Consider the following 19,080-nt stretch of genomic DNA (forward strand, 5'->3'; position numbering starts at 1 on the left):
ATGCGCTCCATCGGCAAGCATTGCGCAACGCTTCTGTTAATCGCCGGCACGGCGTCTTTTGGTGAGTTGGCACTGGCAGTCAGTATTCCGCCGACCTTTGACACGCTGGTCAACGAGGCGGTGGCGGCGGTGATGAAGGACAATAAAATCCCCGGCGTGGCGGTGGCGATTACCGTCGATGGCAAGTTGCGGTACTACAACTTCGGCGTGGCATCGCGGGATACGCAACTGACCATCACCCGCGACACGCTGTTTGAAATCGGCTCGGTCAGTAAAACCTTCACCGCGACATTGGCCAGTTACGCTCAGGCCAATAATCAATTGTCGCTCGGCGACAGTCCAGGCAAGTATCTGCCAGAGCTCAAGGGCAGCCCGCTGGATAACGTCATGCTGATCAACCTCGCCACGCACACCGCGGGCGGTTTCCCGTTGCAGTTGCCGGACAGCATTCAGGACACGGCTCAGTTGATGGATTATTTCAAAAGCTGGCAGCCGAAGTACCCGACGGGCACCGAGCGCAGCTACGCCAACCCGAGTGTCGCCCTGCTGGGGATGGCGACGGCGAAGAGCTTGGGCATGTCCTACGAAGCGGCGATGGAGCAGCAACTGTTCCCGGCACTCGGCTTGCCCAACACCTGGCTCGATGTGCCGCAGAAAAAGATCGGACTCTATGCCCAGGGCTACGCCAAGGACGACGCCCCGGTTCGGGTCGGCCCCGGTGTGATCGCCGCCGAAGCCTATGGCGTGAAAACCAGCGCCAAGGACTTGATTCATTTCGTCGAAGCCAACATGGGCATGGTCAAGCTTGAGCCCAGTCTCAAGAGCGCGCTGCTCGATACCCATACGGGCTACTTTACGGTGGGGCCGATGACTCAGGATTTGATCTGGGAGCAATACCCGCACCCGGTGGAGCTGGACACGCTGGTGGCCGGTAACGCCAGCAAAATGACCTTTGACAGCAATCCGGTGACTGCATTGAATCCACCGTTGGCGCCGCAGAAAAAGGTCTGGATCAACAAGACCGGCTCCACCAACGGCTTTGGTGCCTACGTCGCCTTCGTGCCGACCGAGAAGATCGGCATCGTCGTGCTCGCCAACAAAAACTACCCGAACGAGGCACGAGTGCGCCTGGCGTATCGGATTTTGACGGCGCTGGAAGGGAAGTAGAGGAAGGTTTGCGCCGCATCGCGCAGCAAACGCGGTCCCTGTAGGAGCAGGCTTGCCTGCGATCTGCTTGATGCGGTTTGCCAGACAGGTCGCCATCGCGGGCAAGCCCGCTCCTACAGTGGTTAGCGGCAGCCTTACTGCTTGGCCAGAAACGGCGCCAGCCGGCGTCCCATCTCTTCACCCAACGCCTGCAAGCCGCTCATGGGGCGGACCATCACTTCGAACTCGACGATCTTGCCGCTCTCGTCGAAGCGAATCATGTCGATGCCCTTGAGTTCCCGGCCGCTGACCGTGGCGCTGAACTCCAGGACCACGTTCAAGCCATCCGCGCTCGCAAGTTCTCGATGGTAGGTAAAGCCTTCGAACACCTTGAGTACGGTGTTGAGAATCAGCGCCACCACCGGCGCGCCGGGGTAGGGCGTATGGGCCATCGGTGAAAAGAACACCGCCTGTGGATGCAGCAGTTCTTGCAACCTACTCACATCTTTTTTTGCGACCATCTCGTGCCACTGGGCAAGGGTTTCGGCGGCTGGGGCCTTCAGTGCTAATTGAGTCATGAGTCGTTCCTTGTCGTTATCGCAGTAGTTGATAGTCGACTTGGCGGTGGACTGCAAGTAACAGGCTCGGCGGAGATTGGTTGTCATTCGGTCGGTGTATCGGGCGTAAACGGTGACTGTTGCCGTATCGGTCCGGAACACATCGCCGAATCAGCTACCCTGAAGCAACTTTGAATCGGAAAAGAAATAATCCTGCCAAGACGCCGGCCTGGTCTTGATCGCCCCCACTCGGTAGAGAAATTCAGCGAGTGGGTAGGTGTTTTTCGGGGTGATGGTGAATTCGAATTGCGGGTTCGCAATAATCTTGATCAGTTGCTCGCGATCGACGTTGGACTTGGTCACACGGATGTAAGTATCGGCCGCGCCGGGTATGTCTTTTTTAATGTACTCGGCGGCTTCGACCAAGGCTTCGACGAAGGCCTGATAGGTCTTGGGGTTTTCTTCGCGGAATTTCTCGGTGGCGAATAACAGGGTCGGAGAATTCGGCCCCAGTACGTCGTAGGAGTTGAGTACCACATGCACGTTGGGGTTCTGCAGTTCCTGTTCCTGGAACGGCGGATTGGAGAAGTGTCCGCTCAACTCGGTGCCGCCGGTCTTGATCGCGGCACTGGCGTCGGGGTGGGGCAGGTTGACGGTGTACTTGTCCAGCCGGGCGTAATCGCTGTCGCCCCACAGTTTTGCCGAGGCGAGCTGCAAGATTCGTGATTGCACCGAGACGCCGACTGCGGGCACTGCGATGCGGTCTTTTTCGGTGAAGTCCGCGATGGTTTTGACGTTCGGGTTATTGCTCACCAGGTAGTACGGGAAGTTACCCAGTGACGCGACGGCTTTGACGTTCTGCTTGCCGTGGGTGCGGTCCCAGATGGTCAGCAGAGGGCCGACACCGGCGCCGGCAATGTCGATGGCACCGGAGAGCAGGGCGTCATTCACGGCCGGGCCGCCAGACAACTGGGTCCAGTCAACCTTGATGTCCACCCCGTCTTGCTTGCCATGTTTTTCAATCAGCTGCTGATCGCGTGCGACGTTGAGCAGTAGATAGACCACGCCGAATTGTTCGGCGATGCGTAATTGGCCTTCGGCCTGGGCCGCGCTGGGGGCAATCAGGCTGCCGCTCAGGACGCTGAGGGCCAAGGAGATGCCTGCGGTCAGGCGACTGAAACGAGGTAGATCGGAACGACGCTTGAACATGGAATACTCCGCTGATGCGTTAAGTTGTTCCGACTTTAAAGCTATAAAAGATTAAATTTAAATACCTTTAACGCATATCAATAGGTCAGTTTTGCGACGTTCGTAAGATGGTCTAAGACATCGTTGTAGCAGCTGCCGAAGGCTGCGAAAAAGCCAGGACTCAACGCTGCTCCACCAGATTAAGAAAGCGCCGGGTCCGCAGGTTGTCCGGGTTGACCCATATCTCTCGCGGCGAACCTTTTTACTCATTACACCGGCAGAGAACCTGATGAAAGCGGGCCCGTCGAAAAAGTAGCCCTCCTGTTAAGCCTGCGGCAAAATCGCAGGTCAGCCGGCAGGAGCGTCGCCTTCGCCGCAAACGCCACTTATCCAGGAGCAGCACGATGAATCAGCCTGTCGACACCAGGGACCGGGTACGAATCCAGCACGTCGAAGTGCTGTCGGACGACTGGTACGTTCTGCGCAAAACCACTTACGACTTTCTTGGACGGGATGGCACCTGGCGCAACATGTCGCGGGAAACCTACGACCGAGGTAACGGCGCGACGATTCTGCTCTACAGCACCCTGAAAAAAACCGTGGTCCTGACCCGGCAATTCCGCTTTCCCGCGTTCGTCAACGAACATGACGGCATGCTCATCGAAACCTGCGCGGGGCTACTCGACCACGACGATCCGCAGACCTGCATCCGAAAGGAAACCGAAGAGGAAACCGGCTATCGCATTGAAAAAGTGCGCAAGGTGTTCGAGGCATTCATGAGCCCAGGCTCGGTCACTGAGCGCTTGTATTTCTTCGTCGGTGAATATTTCGATGAAGACAAGTTGAGCGAGGGCGGCGGGGTTGAAGCGGAGGGCGAGGAAATCGAAGTGCTCGAATTGCCCCTTGACGATGCATTGGCCATGATCGAGACGGGGGAGATCAGCGATGGCAAGACCATCATGCTGTTGCAATACGCCAAGTTGAAGGGGTTGTTGGGGTGACTGAGTCGGTCACCAATCTAGCACCGCCCACTGCACAACCCTCCGCATTCCTGGTTGGATCGACGGCTGTCCTGGCTGGTCGCTGGCATTCTCCTCGGCGTTCTTGAAGCTTCAGGGCACCTAGGGATCGCGGCGCAGTGTTATTTTTTTCGCTATCTGTAATACAATCCTATTGAATGAAAGTGATCATCGCCATGACCCTTACATCATGGCCAACCATCGGACTGGTTATTTGCACTCGTATCCTTTGGTAGGCCTTGGGCGGTTCCCTTCGTGGAAATGATCACCCTACACTTATCAAAATCTCAGGCTTTTCGGGAATACACCATGAAAGTTCAACGCCAGGCGTCCTCGTTGCGGCACCAGGTTCAGGATGCTCTGCGCAACGAGATCATTTCCGGTCGCTTTAAACCGGGTGACCGTCTCGTTGAACAAACGCTTTACACCGCACTGGATGTCAGTCGTACCTCGCTGCGCGAGGCCTTGCGCCAACTTGAGGCCGAGGGGCTGGTGGAGCAAGTGCCACACCGTGGAGCGTATGTGGCGTCGGTCAGTGCCGAGGATGCGGTACAGATCTATGACGTGCGGGGTGCGCTGGAAGTGCTGGCGGTGCGTAATTTCGTTCGCCATGCCAGCGACCGGAATATCGTCGAGCTGGCCGCGGTGTTCGACGAGTTCGTCGCGCAGTCTCACGCAGCCGGGCTGGTAGGCACGGTGTTGCTGGACATCAAGCAACGGTTCTACCGGGTGCTGCTCGACATACAGGAAAACCGGGTGGTCGGTGGCATGCTGGAGCAACTGAACAACCGCGTCAGCCTGTTGCGGGCGCTGTCCCTCAGCCGCGAAGGGCGCATGGTGCATACCCTTGCCGAACTCACGGAAATCGTGCGTCTGATTCAGTTGCGAGACGAAGCGGGCGCGTGTGCGGCAGCGTTGCTGCATGTGGAAAATGCGTCGAAAAACGTGCTGGGTCTGCTGGCGCATAACGGCGCTCATACACTCGCTTGAACACAGCAGGTCGGCGTGTGGTTGCACACACCTGACCCGCTTTCCCTCCCTGGTTTCAGGCACTAGCGCAGTGCTGAATACGCCGTCGGTGCCAGGAACTGGTTTTCGATGCGCTCAACAATGATCGCTTGAGCTTCGCTTTCCGCGCGCTTGGCGATCCATTCCGCGTCGGCCTGGAAGGCGTTCCATTTCTCTTCACGCTCGGCCAGGCTCGCCCACTTCAACAGGTAGGTCAGCGACTGGTTGCTCGGGCCGGCCAACGTGGTCCAGAAGCCCAACGGTTCGATGCCGTACTTTTCGAAAAACCCCAACGTGGTCTTGGTAAAGCGCTCGTGCAAGGCGGGAAGGCGACCTGGTGCGCAGTGGTAAATCCGCATTTCAACAATCATTTGCATCCCCTCGGCAAGATGAAGATTTCAAAATAGGCCGACTAGCCTATTGACCGATTGTATGACAGTCCGATAGTTTTAGTCCAACGACGGGCATGCTCTGAGACTGCACTCAGGCTTGCCAGCGAATTTCCCGAGACAAAAACAATAGGGCACTTGAGATGACTCAACCGCAACGGATCGGCTTCATCGGGCTTGGCATGATGGGGCTGCCGATGACCACCTGCTTGTCGAAGGCCGGTTATCAACTTTTCCTCACGGATGCGGATGAAGGCCGTACCCAGGAACTGCTGGCGACGCTGAAGGCCACGCGTCTCGATGCCAGCAACGCCAACACCCTCGATGTGCTGATTACCATGCTGCCCAACTCCTCCATCGTCGAAAGCGTACTGCTGGGCGCCAATGGCTGGGCGGCGGCGTTGCCGAGGGGGGCGGTGGTCATCGACATGAGTTCTTCCGAGCCCGCCCGTTCCCGTGAGCTGGGGCTGAAACTGAAAGAGCAGGGCCTCGATTACCTCGACGCACCGGTGTCCGGCGGCGTCAAACGTGCGGTTGACGGCAGCCTGGCGATTCTGGTTGGCGGCGAAGCGGCCGTGATGGCGCGTTGTCAGGCGCTGCTGGAAGCCATGGGCAAGAACATTCTGCATATCGGCGGCGCCGGTTCCGGGCATGCCGCCAAGGCCCTGAATAACTATGTATCGGCGGCCGGGTTGATAGCCACGGTTGAAGCCTTGCAGGTGGCCAAACGGTTTGGCATCGAACCCGAGGTGATGGTCGACGTGCTGAACGCCTCCAGCGGGCGCAGCAATACCTCCGAAAACAAGGCCAAGCAGTTCATGCTCAGCGGCAGTTTCGGCTCGGGTTTTTCGATGCTGCTGATGAACAAGGATTTGAAGATCGCCCGCGGCTTGTCCGAAGGTGTCGGCTACCCGATGCAACTGGGCAAAACCTGCACGGACCTGTGGGATGAGGTGTCGCAACGGGCGACGCCCGCCACCGACCACACCGAAATGTATCGCCTGTTGGCCAACGAAAACGAGTGAGCGGAGCGAATCAAATGTCTCGTGCAGCCTCTTTTTATATCGATGGACACTGGGTGGAGCCTGCGTCGCCTTCCTGGTTTGAGGTGATCGACCCCTCCACCGAAGCGGTGGTCGATCGTCTGGCGCTAGGCAATGCAACCGATGTTGATCGCGCGGTCAGCGCAGCGCGTGCCGCGTTGCCCGATTACGCGAATACCAGTGTCGCTGAACGTATCGCCTTGCTGCGGCGCATCGTGGCTATTTACGAGCGTCGTCAGGAAGATTTCGCGCAAGCGATGCGCGTGGAAATGGGCGCACCGATCAGCTTTTCCCGGCGTAATCAGGTGCCCCGTGGTTCTTTGCACCTTAACCAGATGATTGAGGTGCTGCAGCGCTTCGAGTTCGAACAACGCCAGGGCAGTACCTTGCTGCGTTACGAACCGGTGGGTGTCTGCGGGTTGATCACGCCGTGGAACTGGCCGATCAATCAGATCGTGGTAAAAATCGCCCCCGCGCTGGGTGCCGGTTGCACCATGGTCCTCAAACCAAGCGAATACTCACCGCTCAGCAGCTTGCTGTTCGCCGAGGTGCTGGATGAGGCGGGCGTGCCGGCGGGTGTGTTCAATCTGGTCAACGGCGATGGCCCCGGCGTGGGCGCCGCGATGTCGGCGCACCCGGGGATCGATATGCTGTCGTTTACCGGGTCGACGCGTGCCGGCGTGCTGGTGGCGAAATCCGCCGCCGAGACGGTCAAACGCGTGGCCCAGGAACTGGGTGGCAAGTCGGCCAATATCCTGCTTGACGACGTCGATCTGCAAGACGCGGTGAGCAAAGGGGTGGCTGCCTGTTTCACTAACAGTGGCCAATCCTGTTCCATTCCAACGCGGATGTTGATCCCTCGTGCGCTGATGGAAGACGCCATCCTGATCGCCAGGCGCGCGGCGGAAACCTTCAAGGTCGGCGCGACCTCTGAGGAATCGACGCAATTGGGGCCGGTGGTCAATCAGGCACAGTTCACGCGCGTGCAACGCTTGATTCAAGCGGGCATCGATGAGGGCGCGCGGTTGATTACCGGTGGCCCTGGACTGCCCGAGGGCATTGCGTTGGGCTACTACGTCAAGCCTACGGTGTTCGCCGACGTGACCCCCGACATGACCATCGCCCAGGAAGAAATTTTCGGGCCGGTGCTGTCGATGATTGCCTACGACAGTGAAGCCGAAGCGATCGCTATCGCTAATGGCACCCACTATGGTTTGGCGGCCTACGTGCAGTCGGCTGACCTGAACCGTGCGCGCGATGTAGGGCGTGCCCTGCAAGCCGGCAGTGTTCATCTGAACTATCCGCCCGCCGATTTCGCCGCGCCGTTCGGCGGCTACAAGCAGTCCGGTAACGGCCGTGAGTGGGGCGAGTTTGGCCTGCGCGAATACCTTGAGGTCAAGGCCATGGTCGGTTACGCCGGCGGTTGAGCACCTGGCTCGAATTTTTTGCTGCGGACAGCCGTGGCAAAAAAATTTCGCCACATTAATTGTATGACAATAACTCGATACTACGATAAAGCTGCGCGAGGAAAGACAATGGAAAGCAATGACCGCTTCACCCAAGGCTTCAACAATCGCAAGGAAGTGCTGGGCGACGCCCATGTCGAGAAATCCTGGGCCGCTGCCGACGACTTCAATCGCCCGATGCAGAAACTGGTGACGGAAGTGTGCTGGGGTGAAATCTGGGGTGATCCAACCCTGCCATTCAAGACCCGCAGCATGATCAACCTGGCGATGTTGACGGCCATGAGTCAGCACCACGAGCTAGGTGCCCACGTCAAAGGTGCGCTCAACAATGGGGTGTCGAAAGACGAGATCCGCTCCGTGTTGATGCACGCGTCGGTCTATTGCGGCGTGCCGCTGGCCCTCGCTGCATTCCGGGTGGCGTCGGACGCGATCAAGGCCTACGAGGCTGAACACAGCAGCTCTTGATTCAAAGAGCGACCTCACTCAACGCATCACCGTCCCAACAATAATTATAAGGACACGTCATGGCTACCTACGTCCAGGCCCGGTCAGTTGAAACGGAGCAGTCGATTGAGAAGAAGAGAAAAAACGCGATCAAGGGTGCGTTTTTCTCCGAGTACATCGACATGTTCGATATTTACCTGCCGGTGGTGGTTCTATCGCCGGTGCTGTTCTTTTTCCAGCCGGCTCATCTCTCGGCAGGCATGGACGCCATCCTCGCGTCATTAGTGTTCATCACCACCTTGCTCGGACGGCCAATCGGCGCGCTGTTGTTCGGCATGATCGCCGACCGCACCGGCCGGCGCATGGCGTCGATCTATTCGGTGAGCGGCTTTGGCGTGGTCACCTTGTTGATTGCGCTATTGCCGGGCTATGAAAGCATCGGGGTCGCGTCCTATGTACTGCTGGTGCTGCTGCGCTTCATCGACGGCATCTTCCTCGGCGGCGGGTACACCGGGGCGATGCCGCTGGCCATCGAGTATTCGAAAAAGCATCAGCGAGGGTTTGTCGGTGGTTTGATCATCGCCGGATTCCCGTTGGCCTACGTCACCATCAACCTGGTGGCGATGCTGATGTTTACCCTGTTTCCATTGGCCGGTCTCGACTCGCCTTATGTGCAATGGGGCTGGCGCATTCCGTTTGTGGTGGGGGCGATCCTGGCCGGCGCGCTGGCGCTGTACTACGTGTTCGCGGTGTCCGAGTCCGAGATCTGGGAAGTCGACGCCAGCAAACCCAAAGACAAGCTGCCGTTGTCGGATTTGTTGCGCGGTAAAAGCGGACGCAACTTGCTGCAAGTGTTGGTGATGATGACCGGCTTCTGGCTGACGCAAAACATCATCACGATTTTTTTGCCCACTGGGCTGCTGGTGAAAACCCTGCACCTGACCGGCTTTGAAGTCACCGCGACGCTGCTGGTTTCCTACGGCGTGCTGTTCTTCAGTTACATCGGCTCCGGCATGCTGGGGCAGAAGTTCGGACGCCGGCGTTTCTTCCTGATTCTCGGGCCGATCATTGCCACCTTCGGTGCAGCGGTGATGTACGTGCTGGCCAATGTCCCCGGCCTTTCCTTGCCGGTCGTCATGGGTCTGGTGTGTGCGTTATCGGTGGTGGTCACCGCGCCCTGGGGCGTGATCGTGACTTACATCAATGAACGTTTTGTCACTGACGTGCGGGCCACGGGCTTCGGCGTGGGCTTCAGTCTGTCAGTGATCATTCCGTCTTTTTACGCCTTCTACATGAACTGGCTCGGGCTGGTCATGCCCTTCACGGTGACCCCGGCGGTGTTGCTGTTCGTGGGGGGCTTGATCGCCACGCTGGGCGCCTACATGGGGCCGGAAACCAAAGACGTGGATTTCTGAGCCTCATTGTCTTGAGTGAAACGTTGAATGTTGGGTAGAGGGAGAGTTGCTGTGAGCAATCAAACAATCGGCTTCATCGGACTGGGCAACATGGGCGGCCGAATGACCCGCTGCCTGGTGGACTCGGGCCAGACGGTGCTCGGTTACGACACCTCGGCGGAGCGGGTTCACGCGGCGGGGGCGAAACTAGCGGCATCGATCCGCGAGGTCGCCGAGGGGGCAGAGGTCATTCTGTTATCGCTGCCCGACAGCAAGGTGGTCGAGGCGGTGGTCGAGGGCGATGACGGTCTGTTGCAGCATTGCCGCAAGGGCCAGACGATCGTCGACCTGAGCACGGCGGCTGCCAGTTCGACCTTGCGCTTGAGCGCTCTGTTCGCCGAGCGCGGAGTGCAGTACATCGATGCCGGTATTTCCGGGGGCGCGGCGGCAGCGGAGAAGGGCGTGCTGACCCTGATGGTGGGCGGTGACGCAGCGACCGTCGAGTCGCTGAGCTGGGTGTTCGGCCCGATCAGCAGCAAGGTGTTTCACATGGGCGAAAGCGGCTCCGGGCACACCACCAAACTGCTGAATAACTTCCTCAATGCAGTCAGCCTCGCCGCGACCGCCGAAGTGATGGTGGCGGGCAAAAAAGCCGGCCTCGATCTGCACCGCTTGCTCGATGTACTCAATAGCAGCAGCGGGGTGAACTTCGCCACGCAAAAGCGTTTTCCGTACATCGTCGACGGCAATTATCTGGAAGGCGGGCTGACGGGCAAATTGATGAGCAAAGACGTGGTGCTCTATATCGAGCGTGCGCGTGAACTGGGCGTCGCATCGCTCAACGCGTCTGGGCCGCTGGCCAGTTTCGGCCTGCAAGTGGCCCTGGGCTATGGCGATCAAATCAGCAACCGGGTGGTGGACGCCATTGGCGACATGTCCGGCGGCATACGGCTGCATGAACGCACAACAGAGGGCAAGGTATGAAGGTGAATCACGGGAATTCCAGCGGTGCCGTTTCGGAGCAGCGGACGTCGACTTTCACGGGCGTGGTCTGGGCCGATCCGGTGATGGCGGCGACTGACGGCGTGACCATCAACAACGTGTCGTTCAACCCTGGCGCGCGCACTTACTGGCACTTTCATGAGCACGGCCAGACGCTGTATGTGAGCGCCGGCAGCGGCTGGATCTGTGTCGAGGGCAGTGAGCCGCAAGTCATTCGTCAGGGCGACACGGTGTGGATCGGCCCCGGCGAGCGGCATTGGCACGGCGCCAACACCCGCAACTTCATGGTTCATCTGGCGACGTCGATCGGCGCGACCACTTGGCAGGAAGCGGTCTCTGATCAGGATTACCTGCGCTCAGCGGGTTGATTGACGCCTGACATTCACAAAGGAACCGGCCAATGCTTACCCAAAAACAACAACAGGCAAAACAGGCATTCGTGGAAGCGGGTGGTACTTGGAATGCTGCCTGGGACAGCATCCTGCAGCTGGATGCCGGCTTTCTCGAGGCCTATTCGGCGTTCGCCGCTGTGCCTCGGAAAAAGAACCATCTTGCGCCCAAGGTGCAGGCGTTCATGGCGATTGCCGCCGATGCTGCGGCCACCCACCTGTATGCGCCGGGCATCCAGGAACACCTGCGAATCGCGATCACCCATGGCGCGACCCGTGAAGAATTGATGGAGGTGCTGGAGCTGATCAGCACCGTTGGCATCCATGCTTCCAACGTCGGCGTGCCGGTGTTGCTGGAGGTGCTGGAAGAGGAGGGCCTGCGCAACGGTCCGCCGGCGCTGGATGCTCGACGCGAAGCGCTCAAGGACAGCTTCGTGAAAAATCGCGGCTATTGGCATGCGTCGTGGGAGGGGTTGCTGGAACTCGATCCGGAGCTGTTCGACGCCTATGTCGAGTTCTCGTCGGTGCCTTGGCGCACGGGTGTGCTGGCGCCAAAGATCAAGGAGTTGATCTATTGCGCGTTCGATGCGGCCGCCACCCACCTCTACGTTCCAGGCCTCAAGCTGCACATGCGTAACGCCTTGCGCTACGGCGCGACCAAGGAGGAGATCATGGAAATGCTCGAGATTGTCAGTGTGATCGGCATCCATGGTGCACTGACGGCGGCGCCCATGTTGGAACTGGCGTTCGATGAGGCCGTTCACCAGCAGCAGTGATCCTGTTTGCGTTTCCTGTTTGCAGAACCTCACTTACAACAATAAAAGCGTGGGAAAAACAGATGAACACAGTAGCCAGCATTGGCGCACGCCTGGACCGACTTTCACTGTCGGGCTTTCATTACCGTCTGCTCGGGCTGATCGCGGCCGGGATGTTTTTCGACTCCTTCGATATCTACATCGCCGGTTCCGTGCTCGCCGCGCTGATCAATAACAATGAATCGACCCTGGCACTCAACGCCACGTTCGTCTCCGCGACGTTCATCGGCATGATGACCGGGGCCTGGCTCTCCGGTGTGTTGGGCGACCGTTTCGGGCGGCGCTTCACTTACCAGTTCAACCTCGGCATCTACGGATTTGCCTCGATTGCGGCAGCGCTGTCGCCGTCGATCTATTGGCTGATCTTCTTCCGACTGGTGATGGGCGTGGGCATGGGCGCGGAGATCGTCGTTGGCTACGGCACCCTGAGCGAGTTCATTCCAGCGGCGTGGCGTGGACGCTTTGGCACCATCCTTAACCTGATCATCAACACCTCGCTGTTTTTGGCGACGTTCCTCGGCTGGCTGATCATTCCGCAGTACGGCTGGCGCTGGATGTTCGCCATCGCCGGGGTCGGCGCACTGGTGGTGTGGTTCCTGCGTAAATCAATGCCTGAATCGCCCCGTTGGCTCGCCTCCCAAGGCCGTCATGCTGAAGCCGAAACAATCGTCGCCAGGATAGAAGCCAATTGCGGTGTCACCACGCCTGCCCCGGCGTTGATGGCTAACGCTTTGCCGACGGTCGAGGCTGCGCCTGCGCGGATCAGTGATCTGTTCTCGCGGCGACTGCTGGCGCGGACCATCACCGGCATCACGGTACTGGTGGCGCTGTTCACCGTGAACTATGCGTTCGTCAGCTGGATTCCGACCTTCCTGGTGAAGCAGGGCCACAGCGTCTCCAACTCCCTGGGGTTGACGACCCTGATGTTTGCCGGCGGGCCACTCGGTTCGCTGATCGCCTTTGCGCTGGCCGAACGGCTGGGGCGCAAATGGGGCATCGTTGTTTTTTCGCTGGTGGGCGTGGTGTTTGGCCTGACCTATCCGTTCGCCCAGTCCGAGACCGCGATCATCGCGTCGGGCTTCGCCATCACCTGTTGTATCTACGTGCTGTCGTCCCTGAGCGTGGCCAGCTACGTGCCCGAGCTGTTTCCGACCGAACTGCGCCTGCGCGGCGCGGGGTTATGCAATGCCATCGGCCGAGGGGTGAACATCCTGGTGCCGTACGCGATTGCTGCGGTGTTCGGCGGCTTTGGCATCGTCGGCGTGGTGACGCTGATCGCCGGAACCTTGTTGCTGCAGGCGGTCATCGTCGGCGCCATCGGACCGGAAACCAAGAACCGTTCGCTGGAAGATATTGCCACGGGATTGCCGGTGGTCGAGCGGCCGTCTGCTGAACTGAATACCTGAATCTGCCTTTACACGGAGCCCGAACATGAACACGCCACTGATGAAAACAGTCAATCCGGATTGGACCGATCCCGAGGTGATCATCGTCCGCTACGGCACTCGGCAGACGACCAAAAGCGAGTGTTATTACAATTTTCGCGCCTACAAAGAGCCGGATGCCGAGATCACGATGGATTACTTTTTCTGGATCTTCCGCAACGCCGAGCAGACCATCATCATCGACACCGGCTTCAGCCCCGAAGCCGCGATTGCCCGCAAGCGTCAGCCCATCGTCGCCCCGGCAGATGCCTTGGCCCGTCTCGGTATCGACCCGAAAGAGGTCAAGTTACTGGTGTTGACCCACGCCCATTACGATCACGCGGGTAACCTCGACCTGTACCCCAATGCGCAAGTGGTGATGTCCCGTCGCGAGTTTGATTTTTGGAACACGGAAATGGGCAAGCGACCACAGTACGGCCACCATACCGATGCGCTGGATATCCAGCGCATTCAGGGATTGGCCGACGCCGGGCGCATCACCTTCCTCGACGCGCCGCAAAACACCCTGATTCCGGGGATCGAATTGTATGAAGTAGGCGGGCACACACCGGGGCAACTGGCGGTGGTGGTGGAGATGCCTGATGGGCCGGTGATCCTCGCTTCGGACGCCATTCACTATTACGAAGAACTGGAACGCGACCGCCCGTTCGCCGTGCTCGACAGCCTCGCCGCGATGTATCAAGGCTATGAACAGATTCGTCAGTGGCTGGTGGAGTGTCCTGGTGCGGTTGTGATTCCGGGGCACGACCCTGACGTGATGACGCGCTTTGCGCCGGTGGACCCTGAAGATCCGTCGTTCGCCGTGCGTATCGGTCGTGCGGGAGGGCTGCAATGAAAGGCCGAACGGCATTGATCACCGGCTCCTCCAACGGCCTTGGCCTGGCCATGGCCCAAGGCCTGGCAGGCGCCGGCTGCCATATTGTGTTGCACGGGCTTGAGTCGTCAGTGGACATGGTTCCGATCTGTCAGGCGCTGGCGCAACAGCATGGCGTATCGGTGAGTTATGTTTACGCCGACCTCAGCGAACCCAGGGGCGTACACACGCTGGTGGACGCCGCGCAAACCCTCACCGGCAGCATCGACATCCTGATCAACAACGCGGTGGTTCGGCATTTTTCCACTATCGAAGACTTCCCCGACGAGCGTTGGGATCAGGCCTTGGCGGTCAACCTCACGGCAGCGTTTCGCGCTATCCAGCGCACGCTGCCCGGTATGCGCGAACGCGGCTACGGGCGCATCTTCAATATGTCGTCGGCTTACGGTTCCCGCGCCATCGCCAACCGTGTGGACTACGTGACCACCAAAACCGCGCTGCTGGGGCTGACCCGCGCGGTTGCGGTAGAAACCCAAGGGCAGGGCATTACTTGCAACGCGGTGTGCCCCGGCTCGGTACTCACCCCGAACATCGAAAGCCGGCTGAGCGCGCTGATGGCAGACAAGCAACTGGATCGCGACACCGCTACCCGTGAATTCCTCATTGGCAAACAGGGTACCGGGCGCTTCGTCGACGCGGCACATGTCGCGGACCTGATCGTGTTTCTGTGCAGTGACTCGGCAGTCTCCATTACCGGTGCGACCTTGCCGGTGGATGACGGTTGGCTGGCGAGCTGAGGGGGATGACCATGAACCGAGACCCGATTCAACGCGACCACGCGGCACCGAGCCTGACCCGCCCACTGGCAGAGTTTATCGAGAGCACCCATTGGGCGGATATCCCGGCAGTGGTGCGGCATGAAGCCAAGCGTGCGCTGGTGAATTACTTCGCGGTAAGCCTCGCCGGCTGCGGCGATCCGGATGTGCTCAAAGCCATCCACCTGTTCGAGGGTTTTCGTTCGGGACAACAGGCGCACCTGATCGGGCGCCCCGAGCGCACCGACATCCTCAACGCGGCGTCACTGAACGCGATGAGTGCCAATGTCTACGACTTCGACGACACCCATATCCCAACCATTATTCACCCCACGGCACCGGTGGCTGCAGCCTTGTTTGCCTTGGCCGAAACCATGGCCCTGACTGGCGAACAGTTGCTGCTGGCGTTCGTACTGGGTGTCGAAGTCGAGTGCCGTTTGGGCATGGCGATTTCCCCTGGGCATTACCAGCGTGGCTGGCACATCACCTCGACCTGTGGGGTTTTTGGCGCCGCTGTCGGGGCGGGGAAAGTACTCGGGCTGGACGCGCAGCAGTTGGTCTGGGCCATGGGCAATGCCAGCGCCCAGTCTTCCGGTTTGGTGGAGACCCTGGGCAGCATGTCGAAGAGCATCGGCGTGGGTAACTCGGCGCGTAACGGGCTGCTCTCGGCGTTGCTGGCCAACGCGGATTTTTCGGGGCCGGAACGACCGCTGGAAGGCGAGCGAGGTTTCCTGAACGTCATGGGCGACCGGCCGGATTTTCGCGAAGTCAGTGAAGGGCTGGGCGGGCGCTGGGCGCTGTTGGCCAACACCTACAAACCCTATCCCTGTGGCGTGGTGTTGAACCCGGTGATCGAGGCCTGTCTCGCGCTGTCCCGTGAGCGCAGCTGGTCGATGGACGAGGTGGTACGGGTTGAACTGACGGGCCATCCGCTGCTCCGGGAAGAACCGACCGTCCTGACATTGGTTCAGGACGGCAATCGCAAGTCAGTGCGCAACACGCTGTTGCGGTGGCCTTGACCACCGGGAAGGCCGGGCTGGCGCAGTTCAGTGACGCAGCCGTGGCTGACCCGGTGCTGCGCGCGCTGTACCCGCGCTTGGTGTTTGTGGATAACCCCGACTACCCGGTGGAAGCGGCGCAGGTGCGGGTGTTTCTGACGTCGGGCCAGGTCTTGTTGCGAAAAGTCGATGTTTCCCGTGGCAGCCTCGCGGCGCCGCTCAGTGATCAGGATCTGGAAAACAAATTGCGCGACCTCGCCGAATACGGTCGATCGAGCTGTGCCGTCGGGCCGCTGATCGAAGCGTTGTGGGCGCTGGAGCAGGCGCCAGATGCCGGTGCCCTGATGCTACTCGCCGCGGGCCGCTGAGCATTTATTTTGGTTGCTGCCAGCCGTCGATTGGCTACGCGGCACCCTGGTTTTTGAATTCATGAGGAACTGATATGTCCGACACATTGCTGGGATTCATCGGAGTAGGGGTCATGGGGCGCCCGATGGCGCGGCGATTGCTCGAGCACGGCCATCATCTGGTGATCTTCGACAAGGACACTGTCGCGCTGGCAGAGCTGGCAGCGCTGGGCGCGCAGGTGGCCAAGAGCGTCCGTGAAGTCGCCGACCGCGCTGAAATCATCTTCACCAGCTTGCCCAATCCGGCGATTTTCAAGGCAGTCGCCTTGGGCCCGGAGGGTATCGTCGAAGGCAGCGCCGTGCGGATTCTGGTGGACCTGTCGACGGTGGGCTCGCGGGCAGAACAGGAAGTGGCGGCCGGGCTGTTGGCGCGCAATATCGAAACCGTCGATGCCCCGGTCAGCGGCGGCGCGGCCGGTGCGCAGAAAGGCACACTGGCGATGATGGTTGCGGGTAAGCCCGCAGCGGTCGCCGAGGTTCGTGGGTTGTTCGATGTGTTCGGCAAAGTGTTTGTGGTGGGTGAACAGGCGGGGCAGGGACAGTTGCTCAAACTGCTGAACAACATGCTCTCGACCACTGCCTTCGCCATTACCTCGGAAGCCTTCGTTGCCGGAGTAAAGGGCGGGCTGGACCCCGAAGTCATGATGTCGGTGATCAACGCCGGCAGCGGCAAAAACGGCGCCACCCTGGATAAATTCCCCAAGCACGTGCTGCCGGGTACGTTCGATTTTGGTTTCCCCATTGGTAGCGTGTGCAAGGACATCGGCCTCGCAGTCGAGGAGTGCCAGGCATTGGGCGTGCCCATGTGGCTGGGAAGTGCCGCGCGCCAGATGTGGAATGTCGCGGCGCAACATGACGGCGGTAAACGCGATTTGACCGAGCTGGTGCGGGATATTGAGAGTTGGTCGCAAAGCGATAATTGACGGCTAAGCGCTTGAGCAGAGCAGTGTGGGGGGCGAGACCGGCCCCCATCGGCTTTAGATTTAATATGCTTTTTTATGATGGTGTTATCAACTACAAATAAAGTAAACGCATATTAACTTATGCTTATAAAGAATTTCACAAGGCGGTTTCAGACGATTAGTGTTCTAACCAGACCACACAATCCTGCTTGACCTTCCTTGGGGAAATTCACGATGTCCAACGCACGGCAGATCAAATTCGGCGCCATCCTGACGGGGGTGGGCACCTCGCAAAACGAATGGTTGCACCCGGAAATTCCCGGCGACGCCAGCGTCGACATTGACTGGTATCGCGCTCAGGCACAGCAGGCTGAAGCGGCCAAGTTTGATCTGGTGTTTATCATCGACAGCCCCTACATCACCGCTGATTCTGCGCCGCACTACCTGAATCGCCTTGAACCGCTGACTCTGCTGTCGGCGGTGGCTGGCGCAACCTCGCGCATCGGTCTGGTCGCAACGCTCACCACGTCCTACACCGAACCATTCAACGTTGCCCGCCAGTTCGCGTCGCTGGACCTGATCAGTGGCGGTCGTGCCGGCTGGAACGTGGTGACCACGGGGCTGGAGGGCGCCGCCGGGAACTTTGGTCGCGAGGAACACATCGACCACACCGAGCGCTACCGTCGCGCCGCCGAACATGTGGACGTGGTTCAGGGCTTGTGGGACTCCTATGAAGACGATGCTTTCCCAAGGAACAAGCGCGCCCGCAGGTTTCTCGATTTCCGGCGTCAACATCGCCTCGACCATCAGGGTGAGTTCTTTTCGGTGACCGGCCCGTTGAATATTGCGCGTTCCCGTCAGGGTCAACCGGTGATTTTCCAGGCAGGTGTTTCCGAGTCGGGCCGTGAGTTGGCGGCCCGTTACGCTGAAGGCATTTTCGCCGGGGTGGATAATTTCGAGGACGCCCGCGACTACTACCAGGACGTCAAGCGTCGTGCGCAGTTGGCGGGACGTAATCCCGACCATATATCGATCCTGCCAGGCATCACGCCGATCATTGCCGACACGGATGAAGAAGCCCGTGCCATCGAACGTGAACGCCATGGCGAGCTCGATCTGAACAAGGCGCTGGTGCAACTGGGGCGGCCGTTCAACTACCACGACTTCTCGCAATACCCATTGGACGAAGCCTTTCCTGAGTTGGGCGATCTGGGCAGCAATGGTTATCGTGGGCATGCCGAACACATCAAAAATGTCTCCCGCGAAAAAGGCCTCACGCTGCGCCAGGCCGCGTTGCGTTTTGCCGGGCAATTCACCTCGTTTGTCGGTTCACCGTTGACCGTGGCCAATGAAATCGAACGCTGGTTTGTCGACGGCGCGGTGGACGGTTTCAACCTGCGGATCGGCGCCCCCAGCGAATTCGCCGCCTTTACTGATCGGGTCCTGCCGATCCTGCGCGAACGCGGACTGTTCCGCAGCGAATACACCCACGACACCCTGCGCGGCCACCTGGGCTTGCCAGTGCCGGTGAATCGTCATACTGCGGCGCGTAACGCCGAACACGAAGCGTCTCAGCCGGCATTGGCCGTCTGAAGCGGACTGATTGAAACCCTGAACCCTGAAACACAGCGCTCGACCCGACCCCTCGCACGGTGGAGGAGAGCCTTTAAGCGTCACCCATCATTTGCGAGGGACCCTGACCATGAAGACCTGACCCCATCCTGCCGACGCCACCTCTGGCGACATCAAACCCTTGCGACGCCGCCACTCCAGTAATGAGTGCCGCATGCGCTCGCCGGGAAAAAATAAGCTCGACGAATCGAGCACTGCTATCGGTAG

The 19,080-nt window shown here is 59.5% G+C and carries 20 protein-coding genes; 17 read left to right on the forward strand and 3 right to left on the reverse strand.

All coding sequences use genetic code 11. From position 1 onward, the window contains the following. Positions 1-1,167 (forward strand): class C beta-lactamase, encoded by a 1,167-nt coding sequence (ampC, locus tag ACF0H7_RS08490; RefSeq protein WP_397452316.1) that lies wholly within the window; start codon positions 1-3, stop codon positions 1,165-1,167. 134 nt (positions 1,168-1,301) lie between these two features. Here ampC and ACF0H7_RS08495 read toward each other — a convergent pair whose 3' ends face one another. Beyond that, positions 1,302-1,724, reverse strand: a complete 423-nt coding sequence (locus ACF0H7_RS08495) for a nuclear transport factor 2 family protein (RefSeq protein ID WP_397452317.1) — start codon at positions 1,722-1,724, stop codon at positions 1,302-1,304. A 150-nt stretch (positions 1,725-1,874) separates the two neighbouring features. Further along, positions 1,875-2,912, reverse strand: a complete 1,038-nt coding sequence (locus tag ACF0H7_RS08500) for an ABC transporter substrate-binding protein (RefSeq protein WP_397452318.1) — start codon at positions 2,910-2,912, stop codon at positions 1,875-1,877. Between the two features lie 383 nt (positions 2,913-3,295). On the opposite strand from ACF0H7_RS08500, the gene nudK reads away from it, so the two are divergent. Both nudK and ACF0H7_RS08510 read left to right on the forward strand, forming a co-directional pair. Further along, positions 3,296-3,892: a GDP-mannose pyrophosphatase NudK gene (gene nudK, locus ACF0H7_RS08505; protein ID WP_397452319.1), complete on the forward strand. Its 597-nt coding sequence runs from the start codon at positions 3,296-3,298 to the stop codon at positions 3,890-3,892. 327 nt (positions 3,893-4,219) lie between these two features. Continuing rightward, entirely contained in the window at positions 4,220-4,900 is a 681-nt protein-coding gene (locus ACF0H7_RS08510; RefSeq protein WP_397452320.1) for a GntR family transcriptional regulator, read from the forward strand. A gap of 62 nt (positions 4,901-4,962) precedes the next feature. Here the strand turns inward: ACF0H7_RS08510 and ACF0H7_RS08515 are convergent, their stop codons facing one another. Next, positions 4,963-5,289: an NIPSNAP family protein gene (locus tag ACF0H7_RS08515; RefSeq protein ID WP_397452321.1), complete on the reverse strand. Its 327-nt coding sequence runs from the start codon at positions 5,287-5,289 to the stop codon at positions 4,963-4,965. A gap of 161 nt (positions 5,290-5,450) precedes the next feature. Between ACF0H7_RS08515 and ACF0H7_RS08520 the strand changes: the two genes are divergently transcribed. From ACF0H7_RS08520 to ACF0H7_RS08585, 14 genes are all read left to right on the forward strand, one after another. Next, the gene (locus ACF0H7_RS08520) at positions 5,451-6,332 is read left to right on the forward strand and encodes an NAD(P)-dependent oxidoreductase (RefSeq protein WP_397452322.1); all 882 of its coding nucleotides are present in this window, start codon (positions 5,451-5,453) and stop codon (positions 6,330-6,332) included. A 14-nt stretch (positions 6,333-6,346) separates the two neighbouring features. Continuing rightward, positions 6,347-7,777: an aldehyde dehydrogenase family protein gene (locus ACF0H7_RS08525; protein ID WP_397452323.1), complete on the forward strand. Its 1,431-nt coding sequence runs from the start codon at positions 6,347-6,349 to the stop codon at positions 7,775-7,777. 108 nt (positions 7,778-7,885) lie between these two features. Further along, the gene (locus ACF0H7_RS08530; protein ID WP_397452324.1) at positions 7,886-8,281 is read left to right on the forward strand and encodes a carboxymuconolactone decarboxylase family protein; all 396 of its coding nucleotides are present in this window, start codon (positions 7,886-7,888) and stop codon (positions 8,279-8,281) included. Between the two features lie 59 nt (positions 8,282-8,340). Continuing rightward, on the forward strand, positions 8,341-9,675 hold the full coding sequence (locus ACF0H7_RS08535) for an MFS transporter (protein ID WP_397452325.1): 1,335 nt from the start codon (positions 8,341-8,343) through the stop codon (positions 9,673-9,675). 51 nt (positions 9,676-9,726) lie between these two features. Then, entirely contained in the window at positions 9,727-10,638 is a 912-nt protein-coding gene (locus ACF0H7_RS08540) for an NAD(P)-dependent oxidoreductase (protein ID WP_397452326.1), read from the forward strand. Continuing rightward, a complete protein-coding gene (locus ACF0H7_RS08545; protein ID WP_397452327.1) occupies positions 10,635-11,024 on the forward strand; it encodes a cupin domain-containing protein in 390 nt (129 codons plus the stop codon). Before ACF0H7_RS08540 ends, ACF0H7_RS08545 begins: the two co-directional genes overlap by 4 nt. 32 nt (positions 11,025-11,056) lie before the next feature. Further along, positions 11,057-11,821: a carboxymuconolactone decarboxylase family protein gene (locus ACF0H7_RS08550; protein ID WP_397452328.1), complete on the forward strand. Its 765-nt coding sequence runs from the start codon at positions 11,057-11,059 to the stop codon at positions 11,819-11,821. A 62-nt stretch (positions 11,822-11,883) separates the two neighbouring features. Continuing rightward, complete coding sequence (locus tag ACF0H7_RS08555; protein ID WP_397452329.1) at positions 11,884-13,266, forward strand: MFS transporter; 1,383 nt, start codon at positions 11,884-11,886, stop codon at positions 13,264-13,266. Between the two features lie 25 nt (positions 13,267-13,291). Beyond that, positions 13,292-14,140, forward strand: a complete 849-nt coding sequence (locus ACF0H7_RS08560) for an N-acyl homoserine lactonase family protein (protein ID WP_397452330.1) — start codon at positions 13,292-13,294, stop codon at positions 14,138-14,140. Beyond that, positions 14,137-14,916: an SDR family oxidoreductase gene (locus ACF0H7_RS08565; protein ID WP_397452331.1), complete on the forward strand. Its 780-nt coding sequence runs from the start codon at positions 14,137-14,139 to the stop codon at positions 14,914-14,916. The genes ACF0H7_RS08560 and ACF0H7_RS08565 overlap by 4 nt, the downstream gene beginning before the upstream one ends. Positions 14,917-14,927: 11 nt before the next feature. Next, positions 14,928-15,953, forward strand: a complete 1,026-nt coding sequence (locus tag ACF0H7_RS08570) for an MmgE/PrpD family protein (protein ID WP_397452332.1) — start codon at positions 14,928-14,930, stop codon at positions 15,951-15,953. Continuing rightward, positions 15,950-16,300, forward strand: a complete 351-nt coding sequence (locus ACF0H7_RS08575) for a hypothetical protein (protein ID WP_397452333.1) — start codon at positions 15,950-15,952, stop codon at positions 16,298-16,300. Before ACF0H7_RS08570 ends, ACF0H7_RS08575 begins: the two co-directional genes overlap by 4 nt. Before the next feature lie 74 nt (positions 16,301-16,374). Continuing rightward, the gene (locus tag ACF0H7_RS08580) at positions 16,375-17,262 is read left to right on the forward strand and encodes an NAD(P)-dependent oxidoreductase (protein WP_397452334.1); all 888 of its coding nucleotides are present in this window, start codon (positions 16,375-16,377) and stop codon (positions 17,260-17,262) included. Between the two features lie 213 nt (positions 17,263-17,475). Next, positions 17,476-18,834: an LLM class flavin-dependent oxidoreductase gene (locus ACF0H7_RS08585; protein WP_397452335.1), complete on the forward strand. Its 1,359-nt coding sequence runs from the start codon at positions 17,476-17,478 to the stop codon at positions 18,832-18,834. Positions 18,835-19,080: the final 246 nt, after the last annotated feature.

Source organism: Pseudomonas sp. NA-150, from assembly GCF_044336365.1.
In the GTDB taxonomy this organism is placed as follows: Bacteria; Pseudomonadota; Gammaproteobacteria; order Pseudomonadales; family Pseudomonadaceae; genus Aquipseudomonas.

Excerpts from the sequence above, each read along its gene's own strand:
- ampC (WP_397452316.1), top strand. The coding sequence starts at position 1 with ATGCGCTCCATCGGCAAGCATTGCGCAACGCTTCTGTTAATCGCCGGC.
- ACF0H7_RS08495 (WP_397452317.1), bottom strand. The coding sequence starts at position 1,724 with ATGACTCAATTAGCACTGAAGGCCCCAGCCGCCGAAACCCTTGCCCAG.
- ACF0H7_RS08500 (WP_397452318.1), bottom strand. The coding sequence starts at position 2,912 with ATGTTCAAGCGTCGTTCCGATCTACCTCGTTTCAGTCGCCTGACCGCA.
- nudK (WP_397452319.1), top strand. The coding sequence starts at position 3,296 with ATGAATCAGCCTGTCGACACCAGGGACCGGGTACGAATCCAGCACGTC.
- ACF0H7_RS08510 (WP_397452320.1), top strand. The coding sequence starts at position 4,220 with ATGAAAGTTCAACGCCAGGCGTCCTCGTTGCGGCACCAGGTTCAGGAT.
- ACF0H7_RS08515 (WP_397452321.1), bottom strand. The coding sequence starts at position 5,289 with ATGATTGTTGAAATGCGGATTTACCACTGCGCACCAGGTCGCCTTCCC.
- ACF0H7_RS08520 (WP_397452322.1), top strand. The coding sequence starts at position 5,451 with ATGACTCAACCGCAACGGATCGGCTTCATCGGGCTTGGCATGATGGGG.
- ACF0H7_RS08525 (WP_397452323.1), top strand. The coding sequence starts at position 6,347 with ATGTCTCGTGCAGCCTCTTTTTATATCGATGGACACTGGGTGGAGCCT.
- ACF0H7_RS08530 (WP_397452324.1), top strand. The coding sequence starts at position 7,886 with ATGGAAAGCAATGACCGCTTCACCCAAGGCTTCAACAATCGCAAGGAA.
- ACF0H7_RS08535 (WP_397452325.1), top strand. The coding sequence starts at position 8,341 with ATGGCTACCTACGTCCAGGCCCGGTCAGTTGAAACGGAGCAGTCGATT.
- ACF0H7_RS08545 (WP_397452327.1), top strand. The coding sequence starts at position 10,635 with ATGAAGGTGAATCACGGGAATTCCAGCGGTGCCGTTTCGGAGCAGCGG.
- ACF0H7_RS08550 (WP_397452328.1), top strand. The coding sequence starts at position 11,057 with ATGCTTACCCAAAAACAACAACAGGCAAAACAGGCATTCGTGGAAGCG.
- ACF0H7_RS08555 (WP_397452329.1), top strand. The coding sequence starts at position 11,884 with ATGAACACAGTAGCCAGCATTGGCGCACGCCTGGACCGACTTTCACTG.
- ACF0H7_RS08560 (WP_397452330.1), top strand. The coding sequence starts at position 13,292 with ATGAACACGCCACTGATGAAAACAGTCAATCCGGATTGGACCGATCCC.
- ACF0H7_RS08565 (WP_397452331.1), top strand. The coding sequence starts at position 14,137 with ATGAAAGGCCGAACGGCATTGATCACCGGCTCCTCCAACGGCCTTGGC.
- ACF0H7_RS08570 (WP_397452332.1), top strand. The coding sequence starts at position 14,928 with ATGAACCGAGACCCGATTCAACGCGACCACGCGGCACCGAGCCTGACC.
- ACF0H7_RS08580 (WP_397452334.1), top strand. The coding sequence starts at position 16,375 with ATGTCCGACACATTGCTGGGATTCATCGGAGTAGGGGTCATGGGGCGC.
- ACF0H7_RS08585 (WP_397452335.1), top strand. The coding sequence starts at position 17,476 with ATGTCCAACGCACGGCAGATCAAATTCGGCGCCATCCTGACGGGGGTG.